The organism is Mesorhizobium sp. M0802 (genome assembly GCF_040320115.1).
Taxonomy (GTDB): Bacteria; Pseudomonadota; Alphaproteobacteria; order Rhizobiales; family Rhizobiaceae; genus Mesorhizobium.
The window spans coordinates 1-21,494 of record NZ_JAMYOY010000033.1 but is presented as its reverse complement, the minus strand read 5'-3'; the positions used below and the strand labels follow the sequence as shown (position 1 = coordinate 21,494).

Sequence of the window (21,494 nt, the reverse complement as noted above, 5' to 3'; positions counted from 1 at the left end):
CATGGAGATGCAAACGGCAAGTTCAACGCAGACATCGCCACCGGCTCAATCCCCTGACCCGCCTGACCCTGGAGCGTGGACCTTGGAGAAGGCTCAGGCACTTTACCATGCCCCCTTCAACAATCTCCTCTTCCTGGCGCAAACGGTGCACCGCCAGAATTTCGATCCAAACAAGGTCCAGCTCAGCCGGCTGCTCAGCATCAAGACCGGAGGATGCCCGGAGGATTGTGGCTATTGCAGCCAGTCGGCGCGTCACGAAACCGGGTTGGAGGCGTCCAAGCTGATGGAAGTCAGGCGCGTCATCGCCGAAGCGACCAAGGCGCGTGATGCCGGCGCCACCCGTTATTGCATGGGCGCGGCCTGGCGAAACCCCAAGGCGCGCGACATGGATGCGGTGGTGGCGATGGTCGAAGGCGTCAAGGCGCTGGGCCTGGAGACCTGCATGACACTCGGCATGCTCGATCTTGAGCAAGCCGTGCGACTGAAGCAGGCGGGTCTCGACTACTACAACCACAACATCGATACGTCAGAACGCTACTATAGCGAGATCATCGGTACGCGGAGCTTTGCCGAGCGGCTCGAGACGCTCGAGCACGTTCGCAAATCCGGCATCAAGGTCTGCTGTGGAGGCATTGTCGGCATGGGCGAGGAGCCGGTGGACCGGATCGACATGCTGGTGACGCTGGCCAATCTGCCGGAACATCCGCAAAGCGTTCCGATCAACATGCTGATCCCGATCGCCGGCACGCCGCTTGCAGACGCCAAGCCCATTGAGCCGATCGAATTCGTGCGCGTGATCGCGCTGGCGCGCATCATGATGCCGAAATCGCATGTCCGTCTGTCCGCCGGCCGCACCGCGATGACCGACGAGATGCAGGCGCTGTGCTTTTTTGCCGGCGCCAACTCAATCTTCTTCGGCGACACGCTGCTGACGGCGGACAATCCAGGTGAGGACAAGGATACCCTGCTGTTCCGGCGCCTTGGCATCGATCCGATGGAACTCGAGGCGCAATGAACGGGGCGCCGCTTGCCCGTTATGATGCGACCTTGCAGGGCCTAGCGCGCAAGGACCGGCTGCGGACGCTTTCGCCCCGCGCCGGGCTGGACTTTTCGTCGAACGACTATCTCGGGCTGGCCGCGTCCAGAAGACTTGGCGATGCGGTTGTGGCGGCGATTGCGCGGGGCACGCCGGTTGGCGCCACCGGGTCCCGGCTGTTGCGCGGCAATGCACCGGAACACGAGCAGCTCGAGGCAGACGCGGCGGCATTCTTTGGAGCCGACCGCGCGCTGTTCTTCGGCAGCGGCTACATCGCCAACTTCGCTCTGCTGAGCGCCCTGCCGCAGAAGGGCGATCTTTTGGTCCTCGATGAGCTCGCCCATGCCAGCATGCATGAGGGTGCGCAGGCCGGGCGCGCACAGTTCGTGCTGGCCGCGCACAACGACGCCACCGCTGTCGAGGATGCGATTACACGTTGGCGCGTCGCAGGCGGCATGGGATGCGTCTGGATCGCGGTTGAAAGCCTTTACAGCATGGATGGCGACTGCGCGCCTTTGGAGAGCCTGGTCGCGCTTGCCGATCGGCACGGCGCATTCATCGTCATTGATGAGGCGCATGCCACCGGCGTCTGGGGACCGGACGGCCGGGGGCTTGCCGCCGCTTTTGAGGGCCGCGACAACATCATAGTGCTCCACACCTGCGGCAAGGCGCTCGGCGCATCTGGTGGGCTCGTGACCGGGCCGAGGGCACTGTGCGAATATCTGATCAACCGTTGCCGGCCATTCATCTACGCGACCGCGCCATCGCCACTGATGGCGGTCGTGGCGCGCGAGGCACTCGCAATGCTGGCCGACGAGCCTATGCGGCGTGTTCAGCTGCATGAACGCGTCGCCAGCGCCGGCCGGTTGGTCAATCGCTGGGGTGTGACACCAAGTGGCTCTCAGATCCAGCCCTTAGTAATCGGCGATGTCAGGCGCACCATGGCAGTGGCGGCGCGCCTGCAGGCCCGCGGCTTCGACATACGCGGCGTTCGTCCTCCGACCGTGCCCGAGGGCACGTCGCGGCTGCGCATCTCACTGACGCTCAATATTGGCGAAGCCGACATTTCCGCCATGGTCGAGGCGCTGGTCGAGGTGTTGGCCCAAACATCACCGGAGGCGATATGACCCAACGCATTGTCATCACCGGAACGGATACCGGAGTTGGCAAGACCGTGTTTGCGGCTGGGCTCGCCGGTTTGCTGGACGGCTTTTACTGGAAACCGGTGCAATCGGGCCTCGACGGCGAGACCGACCGCGAGGTGGTCGCGCGGCTTGCCGGCTTGCCCTCAGAGCGCGTGCTGCCGGAAGCCTACCGCTTGCGGAGCCCGCTGTCGCCGCATCGTTCGGCCGAGATCGACGGCGTGGCGATCAAGGCTGCCGATCTTGCTTTTCCCGTCCTACCGACGCCGCTCGTCATCGAAGGCTCCGGCGGCCTGATGGTGCCGCTCAACCGGCGCACAAGGTTCATCGACATCTTCGCTGAATGGCGGCTGCCCGTTATTCTGTGCGCCCGCACCACGCTCGGCACCATCAACCACACCTTGCTCTCGGTCGAGGCGCTCCGCGCCCGCTCCATCCCGTTGGCGGGCATCGCTTTCATCGGCGATGAGATGGCCGATACGCAACGGACCATCGTGGAATTCAGCGGTGCGCCGCAGCTCGGCAGGCTGCCGCACCTGGATGTGCTGACGGGCAAAACACTGAGGGACGCAATGGTTGCCGGCTTCGCCTTCGCCTCGATTGCTAGAGGTGACTGATGTCGCAGTCTCATGTGTGGCATCCCTTCACCCAGCACGCGCTCGAGCCTGCGATCCCCGAAATCGTCCTGACTGAGGGCGCCTATCTCCACAGGGCCGACGGCGCCCGCATCCTGGACGCCATCTCCTCCTGGTGGGTCGTCACACATGGCCATCGTCATCCCCGGATCATGAAGGCAATCGAGACAACCGCGTCGAGCCTCGACCAGATTATCTTTGCGGGCTTCACGCACGAGCCGGCAGAGCGCTTGGCCAAGGCGCTTGTCGGCCTCGCTCCCGCTGGACTCGACTGGGTGTTCTATTCCGACAGTGGCTCGACCTCAGTCGAAGTCGCGCTGAAGATGGCGCTCGGTTATTTCCGCAACATCGGCGCGCCGCGCTCGCGCATCGTCGTCATGGAGCACAGCTATCATGGTGACACGATCGGAACGATGAGCGTCGGTGCGCGTGGCGTGTTCAACGCCGCCTACGAACCCTTGCTGTTCGAGGTCGACATCATCCCCTTTCCGGCCGCGGGGCACGAGCAGGAGACGCTGGATCGTTTCCGGGCTGTGACCCGCGATCGACGAGCCGCAGCCTTGATCGTCGAGCCGCTGGTGCTGGGCGCCGGCGGCATGCTGATGTATCCAGCATCGGTTCTGGCCGAATTGAAGAAGATCACTGAGGCCTCCGGCACGCTGCTGATCGCCGACGAGGTGATGACCGGCTGGGGACGCACCGGAACCATGTTCGCCTGCGAGCAGGCATCGATTTCTCCAGATATCCTGTGCACCTCCAAAGGCTTGACCGGCGGCACCATCCCGCTGGCCGTAACGCTTGTCACCGATGCCATCTTCCGGGCGCACTATTCCGAGGACCGGAAGAAGACGTTTTTCCATTCGAGCTCCTACACCGCCAATCCGATTGCCTGTGCGGCAGCACTCGCCAATGTCGAGATCTGGCGCGACGAGCCAGTGGCCGAGCGGATCACGGCCTTGAGCGTGATGCAGGCCGTCGGGCTGCAACGCTTTCGGGACAATCCATATTTTGCCGGCTGTCGAGCCACGGGAACGATCGCGGCGCTCGACCTGCGAACCGGTTCCGCAGGTTATCTCGCCGAGATTGGTCCGAAGCTGCGCGCTTTCTTCCTCGAGCGCGGCCTGCTTGTGCGCCCGCTCGGCAATGTCCTCTACCTTCTGCCACCCTATTGCATCGCAGACGACGAGCTCGAACGAGTCTATGACGCCATCGAGGAGGCCGGGGAACGCTTCGGGTCCAGGCCATGAGCAAGTCGTCGCGCATTCTCGGACTTGGCCATCACGTGCCTGGGCGCAAGGTGGCCAATGCCGAGATCGAGAGCAATCTCGGCCTCGAGCCGGGCTGGATCGAAAGGCGTACCGGAATCCGTTCGCGCTTCTGGGCAACGGACGAAGACACGCTGTCGGGTCTTGCCACCCGGGCTGGCGACATGGCGCTGGTGAACGCCGGTATTGCGCGCCACGACATCGGTCTGCTGTTGCTTGCCACCTCGACGCCCGACCATCTTCTGCCGCCCAGCGCGCCGCTGGTCGCACACAAGCTTGGCCTTGGCCGCGCAGGCGCGGTCGATCTGACCGGCGCCTGCGCTGGCTTCATCTATGCGCTCATGTTTGCGGACGGGTTCACCCGCCTGCATGGCAAACCAGCGCTGGTCATCGCCGCCAACATTCTCAGCCGCCGCATCAATCCAGCCGAGCGCGCGAGCTCAGTCTTGTTCGCCGATGCCGCCGGCGCCCTGGTGATCGGTCAGTGCGATGATGCTGATCGGGGCATTCTCGGTGCCTCGGTGGCTTCGGACGGCTCGCGCTACGGGCTGATCCAGATTCCCGCAGGAGGAAGCAACACGCCGTTCCATGGCGACCTCGACCTCGGGCAGACCCGGATGACGATGACCGACGGGCCCGAAATATTCGCAAAGGCCGTCGAGATGATGACCGATTGCTCGACAACCGCGCTAGCCGCTGCGGGAGTGCGGCCACACAATGTCGGCAGGTTTGTGCCGCATCAGGCCAATACTCGGATTTTCGGCGCGGTCGGAAGAAACCTCGGCATTGCTGACCAAGCAATTGTCAAGACGATTGCCGAATACGGCAACTCTTCGGCCGCGACGGTCCCGCTGTCGCTCTCGGTCGCCAACCAGATGAAGCCATTCCAGCCAGGAGAGAAAATCCTTCTGGCGGCGGCCGGTGCGGGTCTCAGCGGCGGCGCTCTCGTGGTTGGAATCTAGTCGGCCGGCTCACGCGCGCAGGACTGGTCATGAATGGCAATAGGTGCAACAGAACCAATGCCAAAATGGCCTTCTGAAGCTCGACATGACCAAGCTGACGCAGCACGACCCGTGCGAGCCTCTGGATGAGTTCAAATGCAACACCCGTTGCACCAACCGTACCATCTGAATAAAGCTCAATTACAAAGGGTGAGCCGCCCCATATATGTCGGATACCCGACATTGTTCACATAAAAGGCTCGATGCTTACACGTTCTTTTCTGGCTGCTCTTTGCTGTCTTCTCTTTTCTCTTTGCTCTTTGCTCTTCCGTCTTGACTAGCAGGTGCCTGCGGCTTATCTCATTGCCGCGTTAGCACTCGCTTCGGCTGAGTGCTAGGCATGCTCCGGCAACGGAGCACCGTTCAACATCCGCACCAAGGAAATCCAAAAAATGGCAAAGTCGAATTTCCGGCCGCTGCATGACCGCGTGGTCGTACGCCGGGTCGAATCCGAATCCAAGACCGCCGGCGGGATCATCATCCCGGATACGGCGAAGGAAAAGCCGCAGGAAGGCGAGATCATCGCCGTCGGCTCCGGCGCTCGCGACGAAGCCGGCAAGCTGGTCCCGCTGGACGTCAAGGCCGGCGACCGCATCCTGTTCGGCAAGTGGTCGGGCACCGAAGTCAAGCTCAATGGCGAAGACCTTCTGATCATGAAGGAATCCGACATTATGGGCATCATCGGCTGATTATCGGCCTCACCGTCAACTGAATTCCCGGGCTTGAATCGCAAGCCCCTGCCAGGAGCTAAAAAATGGCTGCCAAAGACGTAAAATTCTCCCGCGATGCCCGTGAGCGCATGCTTCACGGCATCAACATCCTCGCCGACGCGGTGAAGGTCACGCTCGGTCCCAAGGGCCGCAACGTCGTCATCGACAAGTCGTTCGGCGCACCGCGCATCACCAAGGACGGCGTCACCGTCGCCAAGGAAATCGAACTTTCCGACAAGTTCGAAAACATGGGCGCGCAGATGATCCGCGAAGTTGCTTCGAAGACCAACGACATCGCCGGTGATGGCACCACGACCGCGACCGTCCTGGCGCAGTCGATCGTCCAGGAAGGTAACAAGGCGGTTGCCGCCGGCATGAACCCGATGGACCTGAAGCGCGGCATCGACCTGGCCGTGACCGAAGTCGTCGCGGCTCTCGGCAACGCTGCCAAGAAGATCAAGACTTCCGAGGAAGTTGCCCAGGTCGGCACGATCGCCGGCAATGGCGACGAGTCGGTCGGCAAGATGATCGCCGAAGCGATGCAGAAGGTCGGCAATGAAGGCGTCATCACGGTTGAGGAAGCCAAGACCGCCGAGACCGAGCTGGAAGTCGTCGAAGGCATGCAGTTCGACCGCGGCTATCTCTCGCCCTACTTCGTCACCAACGCCGACAAGATGGTTGCCGAGCTCGAGGACGTCTACATCCTCCTGCACGAGAAGAAGCTGTCCAACCTCCAGGCCATGCTGCCGGTTCTCGAAGCCGTCGTGCAGACCTCCAAGCCGCTGCTCATCATCTCGGAAGACGTCGAAGGCGAGGCTCTGGCCACGCTGGTCGTCAACAAGCTGCGCGGTGGCCTGAAGATCGCCGCCGTCAAGGCGCCGGGCTTCGGTGATCGCCGCAAGGCCATGCTGGAAGACATCGCCATCCTCACCGGTGGCCAGGTCATTTCGGAAGACCTCGGCATCAAGCTCGAGAATGTCGGCCTCAACATGCTCGGCCGCGCCAAGAAGGTGTCGATCTCCAAGGAGAACACCACCATTGTCGACGGCGCCGGCAAGAAGGACGAGATCCAGGGCCGCGTTGCCCAGATCAAGCAGCAGATCGAAGAGACCACGTCGGACTACGACAAGGAGAAGCTGCAGGAACGTCTGGCGAAGCTCGCGGGCGGCGTCGCGGTGATCCGCGTCGGCGGCGCGACGGAAGTCGAAGTCAAGGAAAAGAAGGACCGCGTCGACGACGCCCTCAACGCGACCCGCGCGGCCGTGGAAGAAGGCATCGTTGCAGGCGGCGGCGTCGCACTGCTGCGCGCTTCGGCCAACATCAAGGTCACCGGCGTCAATGCCGACCAGGCTGCCGGCATCAACATCGTTCGTCGTGCACTGCAGGCTCCGGCCCGTCAGATCGCTTCGAACGCAGGTGCGGAAGCTTCGATCGTTGCCGGCAAGATCCTTGACAACAAGGGTGCGACCTACGGCTACAACGCCCAGACCGGCGAGTATGGCGACATGATCGCCATGGGTATCGTCGACCCGGTCAAGGTCGTTCGCACCGCTCTCCAGGACGCGGCCTCGGTCGCCGGCCTGCTCGTCACCACCGAAGCCATGATCGCGGAGGCTCCCAAGAAGGAGTCGGCTGGCGGCGGCATGCCTGGCGGCATGGGCGGCGGCGGTATGGGCGGCATGGGCGGGATGGGCGGTATGGATTTTTAATCCAGCCCCTATCAACTTACAGCGGACAGGGCGGCAGCAATGCCGCCCTTTCCTTGTGTGCCGAATATGATCGAAACCTTGGAGTGCGTCCCGAGGATCTCGTTCGAGCCTCACCGCATGGTCGAGAATTAGGATCTTGTCCGATCGAGCAATTCGCGGGCTCAACCTGGTCAAACCGGCGCCCCCTACGAACTGCCCGATCCTTGAGGATTCCGCTGCGCGACAATCACGATGATTCATTCAGTTGGTAGCTATAGGCGGTGAATCATGAGGGGTATTGAGGAGCGTGGCAAGGCGCCCATCTCGGCATTTAACTCCATCGAGCGTGATATCAGGGACAATTCTCTCATCGGAACCTGGCGGCTGGCGTTGAAGGACCCGGTGAATCATCCTGATCTATAGTGGAGCAGACGCGCTCTGAGCCTCAAGAGCGTTTCCTCCTCTGAGTATCCTTGATCTGCCGCTGGACATTCTCGTTGATATTGCTGAGCGGCTCAGCCCGATGGATCTGCTGAGGATTTCGCACACAAATCAAGAGCTGCGTGTCGCCGCGATGATAGTCGCAACGCCTCAAGAAAGGCGGATTCAGGTTCAGGCCATCTGTGGCAGCCCTTGCAACCGGGCTCCAGCAGCGTCGCGGACAAACGGGAACTGCGCGATCTTGCTCGACATGAGCGTGTCGAGCTGGTCGCGGATCACCGTCAACTTCAGCCGATCCAGGATTGCGATCAGCAGGTCATGATCTAGGGTCGTCATCACCAGCTCCCTCCGGCCGCCGCTTCGTACTCGGCGAGTGGCCGCACCAAGGTGGCCGGGGGTGATCTTGATCCGCTCGGCGCGCACCGGCCCCTCGAAGCCGGCAACGCCGACAAAAGGCTCTGTCGCAAACCTGAAATGGGGTTGTGAACGGCCATTTTGGCCTGTCCGTCAGCCAGCGAGGATATCGCAACAGCGATCGACAGACTTGTAGGCATACCTCGCCTGTCGCTTGCCCATCATGTGGATCATTGATGCCGGAGAGGATAACCACGTCGTTCGCATGCGACTTGAACCCGAGCATGGATCGAATGCGGCTTGATACGCCGGTGATCCTGTTCGATCCGATTGTTTAGATGCCGGCTATTGTGGAGCGGATCGGCTTCAGCGGTCGCCGCGATCGCTGCCGCAGCCGGCTTTCAGCGTCGCAGGAAAGGATTGCTTCGTAATTGGTCTGGCTGCCGTCGATGACGATGCGCTCCGGCCGGCCATGGCGCGTCAGCGCCTTGCGGAGGAAGCGTTGGGCCGCCACCTGGTTACGGTTTTCGCTAAAGAAGAACTCGACCGTATCGCCGAGGATGTCGATAGCGCGGTAGAGATACCGCCGCGGATCTTGATGTACGTCTCGTCCAATGCCACTTGCTGCCGACCACACGCTTGCGCCGGTTGAAGCGCTCCAGCAGCTGCGGCGAGAAGTGGGCGACCCAGCGATGCACAGTGGAGTGGTCGACCTCCAACGCGTTAGGCCATCATCTCTTCCAGATCGCGCAGGCTCAGAGTGTAGGCCAGGTACCAGCGCACGCACAGCAGGATCACCGACTGGTCGAAATGGCGGCCCTTGAACATCACGTGCTCCTCCACAGCTGAGGCGTTTTTCTTGCCATGCTCGCTTACAAAAAGGTTTGCGACAGAGCCGTTCGAACCGCATGCCGACACCATCGTCAAGGGCGGCCGCGGTGTCCATTATGGCCACAAGCTCAACCTGACGACGGGCAGGCAGTCTGTTCTTTCAATTTAGACCAACTATGCGGATGCCGCCTCAGTCAATTCAAGAATGTAACCAATGCCGCGCATGGTCGTGATACGTGGCGTTGCACCTGACCTACTCAGGTGTCCACGTAAGCGATAGATTCCGACTTCAAGCGCGTTGGCAGATACCTCGTCGTTGAACGAATAGAGGTGATCTTCCAACTGCGCACGAGGCACGATGCGGCCTGCACGGATAAGCAGATGCTCTAAAATACATAGTTCGCGGCGTGCGATCTTCAGAGGATGACCCGAGACGGAAACCTGTCGGCCGATCGGATCGAAATTGAGATTGCCAAATACAACGATGGGGTCGGTCACCTGTGTCGACCGGCGCAGAATGGCTCTCATTCTGGCGATGAGCTCATCGGAAGAGACGGGCTTGAGCAGAAAGTCGTCCGCGCCACCGTTGAAAATTGCAATCCGCTTCTCGAGATCGTTGATGCTACTCATAATGAGGGTTGGAACTGAATGCCCGTTGCTCCTTAGCTGTCTCAGCCAGCCCAAGCCATCGCCATCTGGCAGAGCCAACTCCAGCAGGAGAATTTCATAGGTTGCGCAACAAAATGCCCTCGACGCCTGTTCCAGGTTCCCAACTACATCAACGGCAAAACCGCTATCCCCGAGCGCAACTCGCACAGCGCGCGTAAGATCCACATGATGATCAATGAGCAGCGTTCGCATTTCACGTCCTATCAAGGTCGGACAGGTCACCGTCCGCTGTAAGACCGGGGCGACAGCGGAAATCGCGCAACTCTTCGTAGTGTTCGTAACGCTCTTTCCGATGGGTGATCGCGGGAGCATGCAAGCCGCACGCCTGCAATAGTCGGGGATGGAACACGTGAAGACCTGTTGACGGGCTGAAACCGTCGGTCGGCCAGCCCACAATGCCACCGACTCTGCCTGCGATTTCTCTGCGCATCGATCCTCCTATGGGTTGCGTCGCAAACTCCAGCTGAGGTCGCAAGGGCAGGTTGCGGCTTTGTTCATTGAGAGGACCCCCTGGAGGCAATACCAGGAGGATTCCCTATATGGCACTTCCCGATTTACCACCGGTCATTCCGAACCACGTTCGGCGGCTTTGAAGACCTTCATTGAGCGCGGCTACGTAAATCAAGGGTACGACCTGCCGGGTGTCGATGCCGCTTTTGAAGCAGGCATCGGCACCAGCTCGGTGAGCGTCGCCCGCGCAATTCAGCGGACGCGCTCGATACACCCAGTCGAATCGTGCCGCGACTTGCCGCGCCGACAGGGCGCCCGAAGACTTCAGACTTGTGACCGAAGGTCTACGCCCAGTCCTCCTCCCATTATCCACCTCCCTCAAATCAAAGTGGACGTTCAATCTGAACAAATTACGCCATCGTATCACAAACGACTTACCGATCCCCGACGTGCTCTAGCCTTAGTGCTTGTTAAGAAGGTCGGCTACTGTCTCTCCGCGTCGCCGGACATCGGCGGCGAGCCACACCTCCCCCACCTCATACACGTCGCCTTGGGTACGGAACGGCACAATGACGTCAATGGCAGCCGACAGCAGGTCAAGAAGCGTGTGGTCTTCCACAGCAGCTCCTTGCGGGCTGCTCTTGACGAGTGAAAAGAGCTTTTTAAAGCCTTGGACCGGATCCGCCCCATGAATCGTTGATATTGATCCCGCATGGCCGGAGACGACTTCGCTAAGGTAGGCCCAAGCAGCATCATCGCGCATCTCGCCAAGCAATATTCGATCAGGGCGCATGCGCAAGCTGGCTTGCAACAGTTGCTCGGCTGTCACCGCACCTACGCCTGCTCGGTCCTTCGGATAGAGTAACCGGACATGGTTCTCGTGCGGGATTGCAAGTTCGAGCGTGTCCTCGATACTTATCAGTCTCTCTTGCGGGGGTATAGCGTTGATCAAAGTCTTGCTCATTGTCGTTTTGCCGCTTCCAGTAGGTCCGCAAAGCAGCATCGTGAGCCGCCCGCAAACGCACGCTCGCAAAAATTGCTCCAAGTCACCATTGTCGTAGTGCTGAAGAATCGTTTCGTCCTGCCGCTCTTGACGCTCCTTTCGTGACCGCCATTGATTCCAACGCGAGTATTCGTAGCGAGAGGAAACTTCCTTGAGTTCGGTCACACGACTTGAGGGACGCCGTATCGTCAGGCTTATTGTTCCTGAGGGAACAGCGGGCGGCAAACAGATCTGCAGCCGCTCTCCGTTCGGCAGCTCAGTCGCACAGAGGGGGCTTTGCGGTCCGACATCTTGCTTGCGCAGCGCTCCAGCGAGGATCGCGATGTCCTCCAGATCGTCATAAGATAGCGGTAGCGGATGTTTCGTGAAAACGCCGGCCTGTCGGACAAAGGCTTCCCCAGGCCGGTTGATAGCGACCTCTTCGGTCCTTGGCTCCTCAAGCCATTTCAAAACAGGGTTGAGAAGCAAACGCAATTGAGGGTCAGCCTCCGGTCGCATTGTTGTCTCTCCGGCGTTCGCGATGTTGGGGGGCTGGCGCCACGGCGGTCGCTCTAAGATCGTATACATCCGAGAAATCGAGGTCCCGAGCCACAAAGATGGATACAGCATCTCCCTGGTTTTTCTTTAGAGTTGGCGGAACGTTGATCGTTGCTCTAAGGGTCGTGTCAACGGCTTGTCCGGCGTTGCTCTGGAAGCTGTTGATGCCGCTTCCTCCACCTGAGCTGCCAGCGTTTTGACCGGCGGCCTGAAACGCGCCTTGAATGACGCTCATGAGCATTGCTCCGCCAAAGCGCTGCCAGAAGTGATTATCCACCGTGCCAGGCATTCCGGAGCGGCCGAGCTCGTCAGCGCCCGGCGATGCTAGCGAAACGAGGGCATGGTCAGGCGTTTCGATGCGCGTCCACAGCACGAAGACACGCGCATCCCCCTGTTGGAGACCACGCTGGATCTCGCCAATCACGGTCGTCCCGCGATCCAAAAGCACCACGTTGTTGGTGGCGCCGCGGACGTCTTTAGGTAAGACGCACTTCACATAACCCGGTAAGTTTGTGTCGACTGCCGTTTGCAAAATGCAGGGAATTATCGTTCCTTGAGTAATCACGAGATCAGGGTGCGGCAAAAGTGTGGCCCGGCTCGCCTCCTGTATATCTGGCTTCAATCGCCCCGACAGATCGCCAGCGTCTGAAATCTCATCCGAGGTTGCGGGAGCATCCCTATGGTTGTCTTCGCTCCGCTGACCGTCGTTGGGCATTTGACTGCTGCCACTGTAGGCGAAAATTGGTGTTTCCTCCGGCGGCGGATCAGCTGGCGCCGGAGGCGGCGTAGATGGCGCAGGATCTCCTGCCTGCGCCGCCTGTACGGGTGCTGGAGCTTCGGGAGCAATCTCAATCGGCACGGGGCGGAATGGCTCGGCGTCGGCGACAATTGGAGGTTTTGGCTGAGTTGGCTCGTCTTGTGTGCTGGGACGACCGCCGAGCCAGATGAGCGATAGAGATGAGATGAGAACAAGTGCAGCGACGGCCAACTTCTGCAGTCCCGAAACATGCCGGCGGGCCGGCTCCGAGACCATCGATCCGGAGGCATGGACATCATGTCCCGACTGTGGGCCGGTTTCATTCATCGGCCGAGCCTTTCAAAACGCGCCACACGTCGGGTGTCACTGTACCGGTCCCTGGCGCTCGTCCCACAGGGTCATAAGCCCTGTTGAAAATGGACAAGACCGTATTGCCATCTCTCAGACGCCATTCCCGGGCGACTGCGGATACTTCAACATAGTCCCCTTTGACCGTGTAATTGGCAGCGGCTTCCTTGCCGTCGGGATTGATAATGTAGAGGGAGGGTATGCGGGAATTGCTTGCGAAGCCAAATACGGTGGTAAAGCCATTATCGAAAACTTCCAGCGGCGACAGCGATCGATCGCCCTTTGCGACGTAGTGAAAATTGCTTTCGTCCGGACTGGTAGTTGCGGCGGGCCGATTCAACAAATCCTGAACTCTCTCGTCGTGCAGCACTTTCGCCCGGGCCTGACCAAGAATCGAGCGCCTTTCTGCGTCCTTTCTCTGAGCAGCAGCCTCATCAGCAGGATAGGTGAACTGCACGCTGTAGTATAGGTCAGGTTGCTGCTCATCGAGTTTTGGCATCGCTCTCGTTGAAATACTGAAGACGTATCTCCGTGTACCGGACTCACTCTCGGCCAGCACGATGACCGGCTGCGGCGGGAGCATCCGGCTAGCCTTAAAAAAGAGATAGTTGGCGCGCGGGAGCGCAGCCAGGTCTTTGCTATTGGAAACGGCCACGGCTGCGACTGTCTCGTTGGCCGCGAATGTGACAACCAGCGTTGCCCCCACTGCGGTAGACAGGCGCACCACTTCGTCGGGACGGTAAGCCAGGTAGCGCATGCGCGCATCATGCTTGCCGGCAAGTGGTGTGTCTTCCGCGGACGCTTCCATCGTTAAGAAGAGTGAACAGACCAGCGCGAGAAACGCTCTTTTTGTCATGGCTGCACATAGCCCAGGTTCGATACGCTATCTTCCGAGCCTTGATAGGAAGTGACGAGTAGACCTCCCGGATTGGTGAGCCTCGATTGCCCAGGCAGACCCGTCAAGCGCTCGTAGCGGATGGTAGCTGTCCAGGTGGTCACTATCGGCATCTGCCCATCGACAACAAGCGTACGTTTGTAACGGATCTGTTGAACGTCCGGACTGATGTCGTTTGAGGAAATATGCCCGACCTCGAGCTTGCCGCGCTTGCCGACCGTGACTTGCGGCGAGGTGGGATTCGGATAGTTGAAGAAATCTTGATATTGCTGTCGCACAGCCGGCGCGCTGAAACTGGATACGAGGTCATAGGCGTATTGGGCTGTATCTGCTGTGTACCCCTCGCGCAGGCGTACATATTCCCACAGCGAAGCATTTATGACGGCTCGGTCTTGGGTTGCCGGCAGTCGAGAGACTGACACTTCGCTGTCGACGGTCCCATCCGGCCGGACCCAGAGGAACACAGGTACGAGCTTGGCCAACGGGACCATGGCAGCGATGGTAAATGCCTGGGCAACATTTCCTAGGACCGCCGCTGCGGCAAAGGCTATCAGGGCCTTTGACAGGCGCCGCGCAGACTTCGCTCGTGAAGTTTGAAACGCTTCCACCTTCTTATAGTGGGCGGCTAGCGTTTCTCTCTCCACCAGAAGGGCATGTTCAGGAAATTTCACTTTGGCTCTTCCGCGCATTCGACCCGAAGATCCTCAGGGGTGGTTTCCCATTGTCCCACGTTCAGTTGGAATGGGGCACCCGCGCACGTCGCAAGCCCATGGCTTGTCTTGCAGGCGGCCAAAGCGAGGATTGACAGAAGTAGGCAATATTTCATGTTTTTGGCACCGAGCTTGTCGATTGATTAACCACCCGCCGTTTTGGCAAAGTGGCGATTGAGGCTGTTAAGAGGTCGGTTCGCACCTCCCCAAGAGCCGCCGGCGATGCTGCTGGCGATCGTCGGAAGCGCGACGATCAGAGCGTCACCAGCTAGGAAAAGCATGTCGAGCTCGTAAAGCCCGATGATCTTGGCTGCTGTCGTGCCCGAGAATTTGATCATCAAAAGCATGGCTGCCAGCGAGACTGCTTCGGCAGCGATTACTATCGTTGCCACGATGTTGAGGAGGAGAAGCAGCAGCCCGTACGAGAGCAGTTGGCCGATCCATCTGGTGGCTATGTCTCGAGTGTGGTCAAAAAGGTAGCCTACAAGGACCAGGGGGCCGATCGTCAAGAGCACCTTCGTCAGAATTCCAACGGCATCGTAGATCTCGAACGCTGTCCACAGCGCGCCATAGAAAATCCATTGCGCTCCCTCGAAAGCAAGTATGTCCTGGCCGTTCATAGGCCCAATTTCGGAAGCAATCAGCTGAAAGACATACTGGCTTGAAGCAAACATGAGATCGAGCTTCTGGGGGATTCCGGTGAAGGGCAAGTCGCTGCCACTGATGTCGTGAGCCAACCTCGGAATCGTGTCGTCGAAGAGCGCTTCAATGTACAACTGATAGTTGGCCTGCCCTAAGATAAGGGCGACGACAATCGACACCATGATTACGCGCGAGATACCCCCGCGCGCATCGACTTGACCACGCATGACCAGAAAGCCTTGGATTATTATCCAAAGCGTGACACACGCCACCAGAGGCGCACTGACCGCCTCTTGGATCTTTCCAAGCACTTTGTGCAGCCCCAACGTGAAGGCCCCATGAAAGATCGCGTGTATAGTCGTGAATGGCGCGGGAATTTTGAAATTCATGGCGTGAGCCTGATGTGTCCCTGATCAGCGCAGCTGAGCCTGATGAACTCAGCGTTCACGGGAGGGGGTCAAAAATGCGAGCGGTGTCCCGATGTTCGCGACGCTGCGTGGCAGCCTCCTCAGCGGCGTGAAGGCTCCCTTGTGCAGTGGCCATCGTCAGCAGACTCGTGGCCTGGACATTTTGGATCATCGCATCGTGAATCTGCTTGAGGACCAGACCGTTGGTCACGGTGGCCTGCATAATATTTCCCGAGCGGGAAAGCTGACCAAGCGTGCCGGCGTTATCCTTAAGGCGCTTGTCCATTATGCCCAAAGTGTCGGCTGCAATAGCTGCGGCATTGGCGGCCCCAGCGATTTGTCCCTGTAACAGTTTCGCTTCTGAATCGGTGCCGTTGACTATCCGATTCGGGTCCTGCGCAATGTTACGGGCCATAATCGAAGCTGGCGCCCGAGCATCAAACATCTGCCCCTCCAGCTTATTGCTCGACGGGTAGTGATTTCCTTGGTTCAGTGAGCTTAGCAGTCCCGTGACAGCGAATGACGACGTTAGCATTGTCACCATTTCGATCGTGGTAGCGAGCGTCTCGATTGACCTCTCAAGGATCGCCGCATTGGAAATCGCTGTTAAGGTCGTTTGTATTTCTGTTCCAGGGTCGGTGACGATAAATTGCGACCGGGCCTGTCCGTGAAGCAGAAGGGAAGCAGCAAGGGTCGTTACTGCAAGTTTGGCAAGTTTCATGAATATTCCTCCGTCAGTCTTGAACTTCATGGTACCGGGCCATGAACTTGTCGAGCCACCCACTTGGGGCGTCTCCGTGCTGGTTACGAAGCTGGTCGGCAAAGCGCACTGTGTTGGCCCGCCCCGAGAGTACGGCTACGTACTCGCGCATCTGCCCAAGATCGAATTCGCAAACAATACTCCCGCTATCGCGCTTGAGCAAAAACTTGCGGCTGCCGATTGCCATTCCCTGGCGGATTGCCTCGAACTCCTGCGCAGTGCACTTCAAGCCATCGACATACGCAGAGCGGTCCGCCGTCGGTGATGGGTAGAAAATTTTCGTCATACATTGCGCAACGAGACTAGCTCCGAGAGGCGATTCCAGAACGTGTTCAGGCTGCTGCGTTGCGAGTATCAACATGCCGTTGTTTTTGCGGACCGTGAGCAAGAACTTGTCGATAGTGGCCGAGAATTGGGGGTTGAGTAGATAGAATCGAAATTCGTCGCAGCTCATGACGAACCGACGACCATCGACGATAGCGCCCACTCGATGCAGAAGGTATGCGGCGGCCGGTGCACAGACCTCCTCATATTCCAGGAGCTGCGTCATGTCGAAGCCCGTAATGGAGGCATCCAGCCTTACTTCGTCCACGTCGCCGTCAAAGGCCCATCCAAGCGCCCCCCCTCTACACCACCGCTGCAGCCGTGCTCCTGCGCCCTCGGAGGGGCTGTGCAATAGGAACTCGCGCAGGCCCGCAAGTGAGCGCATAGGGGGTTCGAACGAAAGCTGACGAACAATGCCGCGTTCCAGCCGACGGCTTTCCTCCGGCGAGATCGGACCACGGCCGTCACTCTCGATCAGGGCCATCAACCACTCGCGCAGAAAGTCCCGAGAGGCGGAGGTGTTGTCCAGTCCACGCAGAGGGGCCAAGCCGCTCGGAGCGCCTCTGCGCAACGCAAGATATGTCCCTCCCGTGGCTCGCACCAGCAGTTCACCACCCCGATCCTTGTCGAAGAAGACGATCGCACCATTGCGATCGACCAAGCTTTGCTCAAGCATCGCGAGGACAAAGGTCATCAGCGTCGTCTTGCCTTTGCCAACGGGCCCGAATATTGCCGTCATGCCGACGTCATTCTCATGGGGGATGTAGTCGAAAGAAGTTCCACCGTTTGTGCGAAAGCGCGCAACAGCATTGCCCCAGTGGCCGGAACTGGAACCGCTTGGGAAGTTCTCAAATGAGACGAGCCCGGCAAAATTGTGTGAGGTGATCGCCCCCGGGCGCGTGCGCCACCTGTTGTTCCCCGGAAGTTGGGACCAATATGCGGCCTCCATGCCGATGCCCTCTTGGACGATAACGGCGCCCGCGTCGGCCAGCCGTGCGCGGGCACTTGCTGCGCGATCTGCAAGGCTATTGAGGCTGTCGGCATAGACGCACAGGCTCAGATGATGCGAACCCATCACGAATTCGTTGCTTGCCAGTGCGTCCTCTGCCTCGGCAAGTTCATTGATCTGGGTGAGAGCCTTGTCGCCGGCACTCGTCATCTGGCTGGACTTAAGGCTTAGTTTGGCATGAGCTTGTGGGCGAGTGAGGAAGGAAAAGCTCTGGCTCAGGACAAGCGGGAAGTTGGCGGACAGCAAGGAATTTAGCATGCCCGGCCGCGTCGTCGCCGGATATTCACGGAACGAAAACAACGATCCGACGGAGCTATCCCCGGGCCTTCGAATCTCAAGCGCCCGCTTCCCGCAGATGACCTGGTCAGTGTAGATCGAGGCGCCAAGTGAGCCGGTAACCATCGGAACCGGAAGAAACCGGCAAGTCATCATGAGCCGAAGCGCCTCGCCGATTTCCGTGAAGAGCACGTTGCCTTTCTCACGAATGCCCAACCGGCGCAGACCGTAACCGCCGAGTGCGCCAGCAATGATGTGCCAGAGGTCTTCCAGGCTCCGTATTTGGGTGGCTAGATCGTGCTCATTCCGTCTGCGGGACTTGGCAATCCGCAAGCCGATCTTGCCGATTGCGGTGCGGGGGGACACGATCAAAGTGAGGAAGTGATCGTTGCGAAAGAGCTTTCCCGACAGCACACGACGCTCGTAGGCCTCGCTCAGACTGCCAGCGAATGCACTTTGAAACTGGCGCGGCGCCGGCGCCGGCACATCGTTGTGTCTCACAAGATGAGCGTATATCGAGACATTGTCATCGGCGATGTTGCGCAAGAGAGTGTTGAACGCGCGGCAGCGCGAGTTGCGCATCTCAGCGTCTTCCAAATCAAAGGGCACACCGTTCACATGTGCCATGGCCATGATCGATCCGTCTTCCAGAAGGACAACCTTATCGCTTACGTGACCAACATACGGAAGGTAGATCTCGCCAGACCTCTCGGTCCGGCCGCTGGCGCCGAACATTACACCATTCCTCTTCCGCGTTTCGGCACTCTGATCGGATTGGCGCTGACGCTTGCGCCTCCCCAGACCGGCCCGTCCACGCTTCTGCCGGCCGTCTGCAAATAGAGCAGCACGACGCTTGCCGCGTTATAGTCACGCTCAACAACCAGCCGTGCTCCGAACCAGAGTGGCGCGAGAACGATTTCGTAGAGCGGGTTCTGAAGGATAATGATAACAAGCCCAGCCAACATCATGAGCAATCCGGCCAGCGTCAGCGGCACCCCCAGAAACAGTGCGGGGCGCGTCGCCGCCACATAGAGGGTGCTCACTTCCAACCGGTCGCTCATCAGCCACCGCCTATGAGCGCCTTGCCCAGGAAGCTGGCCCCGAACATGATGACGATCCCTCCAACGACACCCGCAACCAGGCCAAGTGAAGCACGACCGAACATCCAAGAGATACCGATGGCTACGAGCCCGAGCACGGCCAGTGATTGTCCAAAGGGGCCAAGGATGAACGTGCAGATATTCTGGACCATCTTGGCAGGATCCGTCCCTCCGGTCACCTGAGCCGCGGCTGGCCCGCTGTAGAAGACCGTCCACGCCGCGCCTGCAGCAGCGGCCGGTACATATTCAGCCGCCATGCGCAGCATGGAAAAAGGCGAAGGAACACGCGTTTTAAGCGCACGAAGTATCTTGAGTGGCGTCATCATTGCATCTCCATGTTTCAATCGAATACGAGTTTGTTCGGGTTCGCGGGTTCCCGTGCTTTCGCAGCCTGGCTGCCGGTCGGACCGGAGGGATCGGCCCCGGAGCGGTCTGGCTGATACGAGCCCCAAATGTCCCAAGAATCTTGGTTGGGCTGCTTCTTTCTATTGGCCTGTTGGCTCTGCTGGAGCAGAGGCGGCACGGCTTTCCGACCGGGTGCCTCAAGGTGCGGCACATCTCGAGCAGTCGGCTCCAGCGTTCGCTCAAGGAGACTTGAGATGTCCTTTGCGGCCGACTCGACCTTGCGTACATAACCGTTGGCGAAGCCACGCGTGACGTCGCCCGTGTTATAGGCCGAGATGGCACGGCGAAGCGCCAGTTGCTGTGCCACAGCAGTGGTGCCGCCGGCATACCGGCTTTCAAGCAAGTGGGCGGCAGCCGAAAGCGAGGCGCAGGGCTCGAAAGCCCTTTCCGGCGTAAGATTGAGCATGGCAAAGTTCTTGCTGTTTATCTGCATCAATCCAACATCGACAGAATGTTGTGCTTCGAGGCGTTCCTTGATGCCCCGCGTGGCTGCCAGGTGGTCTATCCAGCGAAGCTGCTCACCTGTGGTGTTGTCATGAGCCACCAGCGTGTCAAAGCCACTTTCAATCTTGGCAATCGCGGCGAGGGTGGACGGCGCAACCCAGGGAGCGCATTTGCGCGACAGGCTGTGGAACTCACGCGGAGAAAGTGGCGCGGGCTCGGCTGGGAGTGACATGGATGTCAACAGGACGATGGCCAGCGGCCAAGCTGCAATAAACATTCCCTATCACCTACCTTTCCAAGCCGCCGGACGGGTTCTGGCCCTGTCCGGCACGCGCTTATCGGGGAGGTTTGTTACTGTGTGATGTTCAAGTTCAGCTTTTCGGTTTCAACTGAAGCAAAGACCGTGTTCGTATCAGTTGGGTGAGCATCTTGCGCATGCGTGGGTGGCGCGGGCCCGATCAGCCAGCGACATCCGGAGCATCTTGGTACAATGACTCCTGTACAGGATTGCTCGTCCCGGCCGTCCGTTGCTCCTAGACTGTGGGTCGCGACTTCGGCGTCATGGATGGTACTTCTGTCAGCGCCAAGCCAAGGACAAAATGGGGAGCTTGGCGGGTTTGTTCAGGCTCGGGATCACCGTGGGGAATCGACGAAGGCGATAAAGCAGCCCAACTTTGCCGGTATGCTGCCGGTGCTTAAAGAGCAGCCATGCGCGGCCCTGCACACTCAGATCATTGCTTGAGACGCGAGCTCGTCCGCGAAGCTGGCTCGAAGGCGCAAATCCGCGGGGGGGCGAGGGTCAACTGGGAAGACGTGGCGGCGCAGCCCATCCTGGTGCGAGCCTCGTTCAGCTGTTCGGCCGCCGCCGCCAAAGGGTGGATCATGCACAGTCCCATCGGCAGATAACGGCACGTCATTGACGGAGTCCGACGGCGCAATGGACAAGCATAGTGACACGCTCAGGATGGAGGAGTTGCAGTAACTGAGAAATGTTAGCCCGGACGTTCACCGCAACCGGTGACCTGCCGGTCGCCGAACAGCATTTGAGGCCGCCGGCCACCTTGGACGAAGCCGGCTTGGCAGGAGACACACTATTTTGCACAAGGCCGCTGCAGCGAATCACGGTCTTCTTCCGCCGACCGCCTCTCCGATCAAGCCAAACGCCGCGCTGCTCAACCATGTCCGAGCTGGATCCACGAGCCGGAGGATATCGAGATGATCCAGGTCCGCAAACTCCAGGATGACCACGATGCAAGGGCATAGCAGGAAACTTGGCATCCGTGAGGTCGAACTTGAGTCGATATTGGCAGGCCTGCACCAACGGGGGAGCTCGAATCGAAAAAGCGAAGGACCACACGGCAGGGTCATGTCGGCGCTTGGACCTGTCTGGTGGCCACGGGCTGCCTTGGTGCGGTCAATTCGCTGGGGATGAAAAGAACAGGACGAGCACGGCCTCACATTGGCCGCACGCAACGGCGAGTGGTATCAAGGAGCAGCTGTTCTGGGTCGGTGCCCCAGGGTTGCTCGGCAACAGGTTTAGACAAGGGGATTCAAGATTGAAGGTGTGCCGTTGAAACATGTTCTTGTCATTGACGATGATGCCGCAATGCGGCGCCTCATCGCCGAGTATCTCACGATGCATGCCCTGAAGGTAA

Annotated in this window: 20 protein-coding genes and 2 pseudogenes; 8 read left to right on the top strand and 14 right to left on the bottom strand. The window is 59.5% G+C overall.

All coding sequences use genetic code 11. The features are described 5' to 3' along the window. The first annotated feature begins 7 nt into the window (after positions 1-7). From bioB to groL, 7 genes are all read left to right on the top strand, one after another. Complete coding sequence (bioB, locus tag NKI10_RS29440) at positions 8-1,015, top strand: biotin synthase BioB (protein ID WP_502897596.1); 1,008 nt, start codon at positions 8-10, stop codon at positions 1,013-1,015. Further along, on the top strand, positions 1,012-2,163 hold the full coding sequence (locus NKI10_RS29435) for an 8-amino-7-oxononanoate synthase (protein ID WP_352445632.1): 1,152 nt from the start codon (positions 1,012-1,014) through the stop codon (positions 2,161-2,163). The genes bioB and NKI10_RS29435 overlap by 4 nt, the downstream gene beginning before the upstream one ends. Further along, positions 2,160-2,795, top strand: coding sequence for a dethiobiotin synthase (gene bioD / locus NKI10_RS29430; RefSeq protein ID WP_352862507.1), 636 nt, complete (start codon positions 2,160-2,162; stop codon positions 2,793-2,795). The genes NKI10_RS29435 and bioD overlap by 4 nt, the downstream gene beginning before the upstream one ends. Continuing rightward, a complete protein-coding gene (locus tag NKI10_RS29425; protein ID WP_352862506.1) occupies positions 2,795-4,060 on the top strand; it encodes an adenosylmethionine--8-amino-7-oxononanoate transaminase in 1,266 nt (421 codons plus the stop codon). The genes bioD and NKI10_RS29425 overlap by 1 nt, the downstream gene beginning before the upstream one ends. Continuing rightward, positions 4,057-5,040: a 3-oxopimeloyl-[acyl-carrier-protein] synthase BioZ gene (gene bioZ, locus NKI10_RS29420; RefSeq protein ID WP_352862505.1), complete on the top strand. Its 984-nt coding sequence runs from the start codon at positions 4,057-4,059 to the stop codon at positions 5,038-5,040. The genes NKI10_RS29425 and bioZ overlap by 4 nt, the downstream gene beginning before the upstream one ends. A 431-nt stretch (positions 5,041-5,471) precedes the next feature. After that, complete coding sequence (groES, locus tag NKI10_RS29415) at positions 5,472-5,768, top strand: co-chaperone GroES (protein WP_019863563.1); 297 nt, start codon at positions 5,472-5,474, stop codon at positions 5,766-5,768. 65 nt (positions 5,769-5,833) lie between these two features. After that, entirely contained in the window at positions 5,834-7,498 is a 1,665-nt protein-coding gene (gene groL / locus NKI10_RS29410; protein ID WP_286460910.1) for a chaperonin GroEL, read from the top strand. A gap of 591 nt (positions 7,499-8,089) precedes the next feature. Here groL and NKI10_RS29400 read toward each other — a convergent pair. The 14 genes and pseudogenes from NKI10_RS29400 to NKI10_RS29335 form a co-directional block, all read right to left on the bottom strand. Then, positions 8,090-8,254, bottom strand: a complete 165-nt coding sequence (locus tag NKI10_RS29400) for a hypothetical protein (RefSeq protein WP_352862504.1) — start codon at positions 8,252-8,254, stop codon at positions 8,090-8,092. A 171-nt stretch (positions 8,255-8,425) separates the two neighbouring features. Continuing rightward, a pseudogene (locus NKI10_RS29395) lies at positions 8,426-9,100 on the bottom strand (IS6 family transposase). 177 nt (positions 9,101-9,277) lie between these two features. Then, positions 9,278-9,964, bottom strand: a complete 687-nt coding sequence (locus NKI10_RS29390) for a response regulator (RefSeq protein WP_352862503.1) — start codon at positions 9,962-9,964, stop codon at positions 9,278-9,280. A gap of 718 nt (positions 9,965-10,682) precedes the next feature. Further along, the gene (virB11, locus tag NKI10_RS29385; RefSeq protein ID WP_352515378.1) at positions 10,683-11,723 is read right to left on the bottom strand and encodes a P-type DNA transfer ATPase VirB11; all 1,041 of its coding nucleotides are present in this window, start codon (positions 11,721-11,723) and stop codon (positions 10,683-10,685) included. Continuing rightward, on the bottom strand, positions 11,707-12,846 hold the full coding sequence (gene virB10 / locus NKI10_RS29380; RefSeq protein ID WP_352515379.1) for a type IV secretion system protein VirB10: 1,140 nt from the start codon (positions 12,844-12,846) through the stop codon (positions 11,707-11,709). Before virB10 ends, virB11 begins: the two co-directional genes overlap by 17 nt. Beyond that, positions 12,839-13,723: a TrbG/VirB9 family P-type conjugative transfer protein gene (locus tag NKI10_RS29375; protein WP_352515380.1), complete on the bottom strand. Its 885-nt coding sequence runs from the start codon at positions 13,721-13,723 to the stop codon at positions 12,839-12,841. The genes virB10 and NKI10_RS29375 overlap by 8 nt, the downstream gene beginning before the upstream one ends. Beyond that, positions 13,720-14,433 (bottom strand): type IV secretion system protein VirB8, encoded by a 714-nt coding sequence (locus tag NKI10_RS29370; protein ID WP_023785251.1) that lies wholly within the window; start codon positions 14,431-14,433, stop codon positions 13,720-13,722. Before NKI10_RS29370 ends, NKI10_RS29375 begins: the two co-directional genes overlap by 4 nt. Continuing rightward, positions 14,430-14,588, bottom strand: coding sequence for a type IV secretion system lipoprotein VirB7 (locus tag NKI10_RS29365; protein ID WP_081726271.1), 159 nt, complete (start codon positions 14,586-14,588; stop codon positions 14,430-14,432). Before NKI10_RS29365 ends, NKI10_RS29370 begins: the two co-directional genes overlap by 4 nt. Before the next feature lie 27 nt (positions 14,589-14,615). Further along, entirely contained in the window at positions 14,616-15,503 is an 888-nt protein-coding gene (locus tag NKI10_RS29360) for a type IV secretion system protein (protein ID WP_352515381.1), read from the bottom strand. A gap of 55 nt (positions 15,504-15,558) precedes the next feature. Beyond that, positions 15,559-16,242 (bottom strand): TrbJ/VirB5 family protein, encoded by a 684-nt coding sequence (locus NKI10_RS29355; RefSeq protein ID WP_352652367.1) that lies wholly within the window; start codon positions 16,240-16,242, stop codon positions 15,559-15,561. Positions 16,243-16,255: 13 nt separating this feature from the next. Further along, entirely contained in the window at positions 16,256-18,625 is a 2,370-nt protein-coding gene (virB4, locus tag NKI10_RS29350) for a type IV secretion/conjugal transfer ATPase VirB4 (protein WP_352515383.1), read from the bottom strand. Continuing rightward, positions 18,625-18,951 carry a type IV secretion system protein VirB3 gene (locus NKI10_RS29345; protein WP_023679584.1) on the bottom strand — a complete coding sequence of 109 codons (327 nt, stop codon included), beginning with the start codon at positions 18,949-18,951 and terminating at the stop codon, positions 18,625-18,627. Before NKI10_RS29345 ends, virB4 begins: the two co-directional genes overlap by 1 nt. Continuing rightward, on the bottom strand, positions 18,951-19,256 hold the full coding sequence (virB2, locus tag NKI10_RS29340) for a pilin major subunit VirB2 (protein ID WP_023673707.1): 306 nt from the start codon (positions 19,254-19,256) through the stop codon (positions 18,951-18,953). Before virB2 ends, NKI10_RS29345 begins: the two co-directional genes overlap by 1 nt. A 74-nt stretch (positions 19,257-19,330) precedes the next feature. After that, positions 19,331-20,116: a type IV secretion system lytic transglycosylase VirB1 gene (locus NKI10_RS29335; protein WP_352515384.1), complete on the bottom strand. Its 786-nt coding sequence runs from the start codon at positions 20,114-20,116 to the stop codon at positions 19,331-19,333. Positions 20,117-21,409: 1,293 nt separating this feature from the next. Here NKI10_RS29335 and NKI10_RS29330 point away from each other — a divergent pair. After that, positions 21,410-21,494, top strand: a pseudogene (locus tag NKI10_RS29330) (DNA-binding response regulator); the annotation flags it as partial.

Bases quoted from the DNA above. Each gene is read 5' to 3' on its own strand.
- virB10 (WP_352515379.1), bottom strand. From the start codon at position 12,846: ATGAATGAAACCGGCCCACAGTCGGGACATGATGTCCATGCCTCCGGA.
- NKI10_RS29335 (WP_352515384.1), bottom strand. From the start codon at position 20,116: ATGTTTATTGCAGCTTGGCCGCTGGCCATCGTCCTGTTGACATCCATG.
- virB4 (WP_352515383.1), bottom strand. From the start codon at position 18,625: ATGTTCGGCGCCAGCGGCCGGACCGAGAGGTCTGGCGAGATCTACCTT.
- bioB (WP_502897596.1), top strand. From the start codon at position 8: ATGCAAACGGCAAGTTCAACGCAGACATCGCCACCGGCTCAATCCCCT.
- virB2 (WP_023673707.1), bottom strand. From the start codon at position 19,256: ATGCTGCGCATGGCGGCTGAATATGTACCGGCCGCTGCTGCAGGCGCG.
- bioZ (WP_352862505.1), top strand. From the start codon at position 4,057: ATGAGCAAGTCGTCGCGCATTCTCGGACTTGGCCATCACGTGCCTGGG.
- NKI10_RS29365 (WP_081726271.1), bottom strand. From the start codon at position 14,588: ATGAAATATTGCCTACTTCTGTCAATCCTCGCTTTGGCCGCCTGCAAG.
- NKI10_RS29375 (WP_352515380.1), bottom strand. From the start codon at position 13,723: ATGACAAAAAGAGCGTTTCTCGCGCTGGTCTGTTCACTCTTCTTAACG.
- bioD (WP_352862507.1), top strand. From the start codon at position 2,160: ATGACCCAACGCATTGTCATCACCGGAACGGATACCGGAGTTGGCAAG.
- virB11 (WP_352515378.1), bottom strand. From the start codon at position 11,723: ATGCGACCGGAGGCTGACCCTCAATTGCGTTTGCTTCTCAACCCTGTT.
- NKI10_RS29400 (WP_352862504.1), bottom strand. From the start codon at position 8,254: ATGACGACCCTAGATCATGACCTGCTGATCGCAATCCTGGATCGGCTG.
- groES (WP_019863563.1), top strand. From the start codon at position 5,472: ATGGCAAAGTCGAATTTCCGGCCGCTGCATGACCGCGTGGTCGTACGC.
- NKI10_RS29345 (WP_023679584.1), bottom strand. From the start codon at position 18,951: ATGAGCGACCGGTTGGAAGTGAGCACCCTCTATGTGGCGGCGACGCGC.
- groL (WP_286460910.1), top strand. From the start codon at position 5,834: ATGGCTGCCAAAGACGTAAAATTCTCCCGCGATGCCCGTGAGCGCATG.
- NKI10_RS29425 (WP_352862506.1), top strand. From the start codon at position 2,795: ATGTCGCAGTCTCATGTGTGGCATCCCTTCACCCAGCACGCGCTCGAG.
- NKI10_RS29355 (WP_352652367.1), bottom strand. From the start codon at position 16,242: ATGAAACTTGCCAAACTTGCAGTAACGACCCTTGCTGCTTCCCTTCTG.
- NKI10_RS29435 (WP_352445632.1), top strand. From the start codon at position 1,012: ATGAACGGGGCGCCGCTTGCCCGTTATGATGCGACCTTGCAGGGCCTA.
- NKI10_RS29390 (WP_352862503.1), bottom strand. From the start codon at position 9,964: ATGCGAACGCTGCTCATTGATCATCATGTGGATCTTACGCGCGCTGTG.
- NKI10_RS29360 (WP_352515381.1), bottom strand. From the start codon at position 15,503: ATGAATTTCAAAATTCCCGCGCCATTCACGACTATACACGCGATCTTT.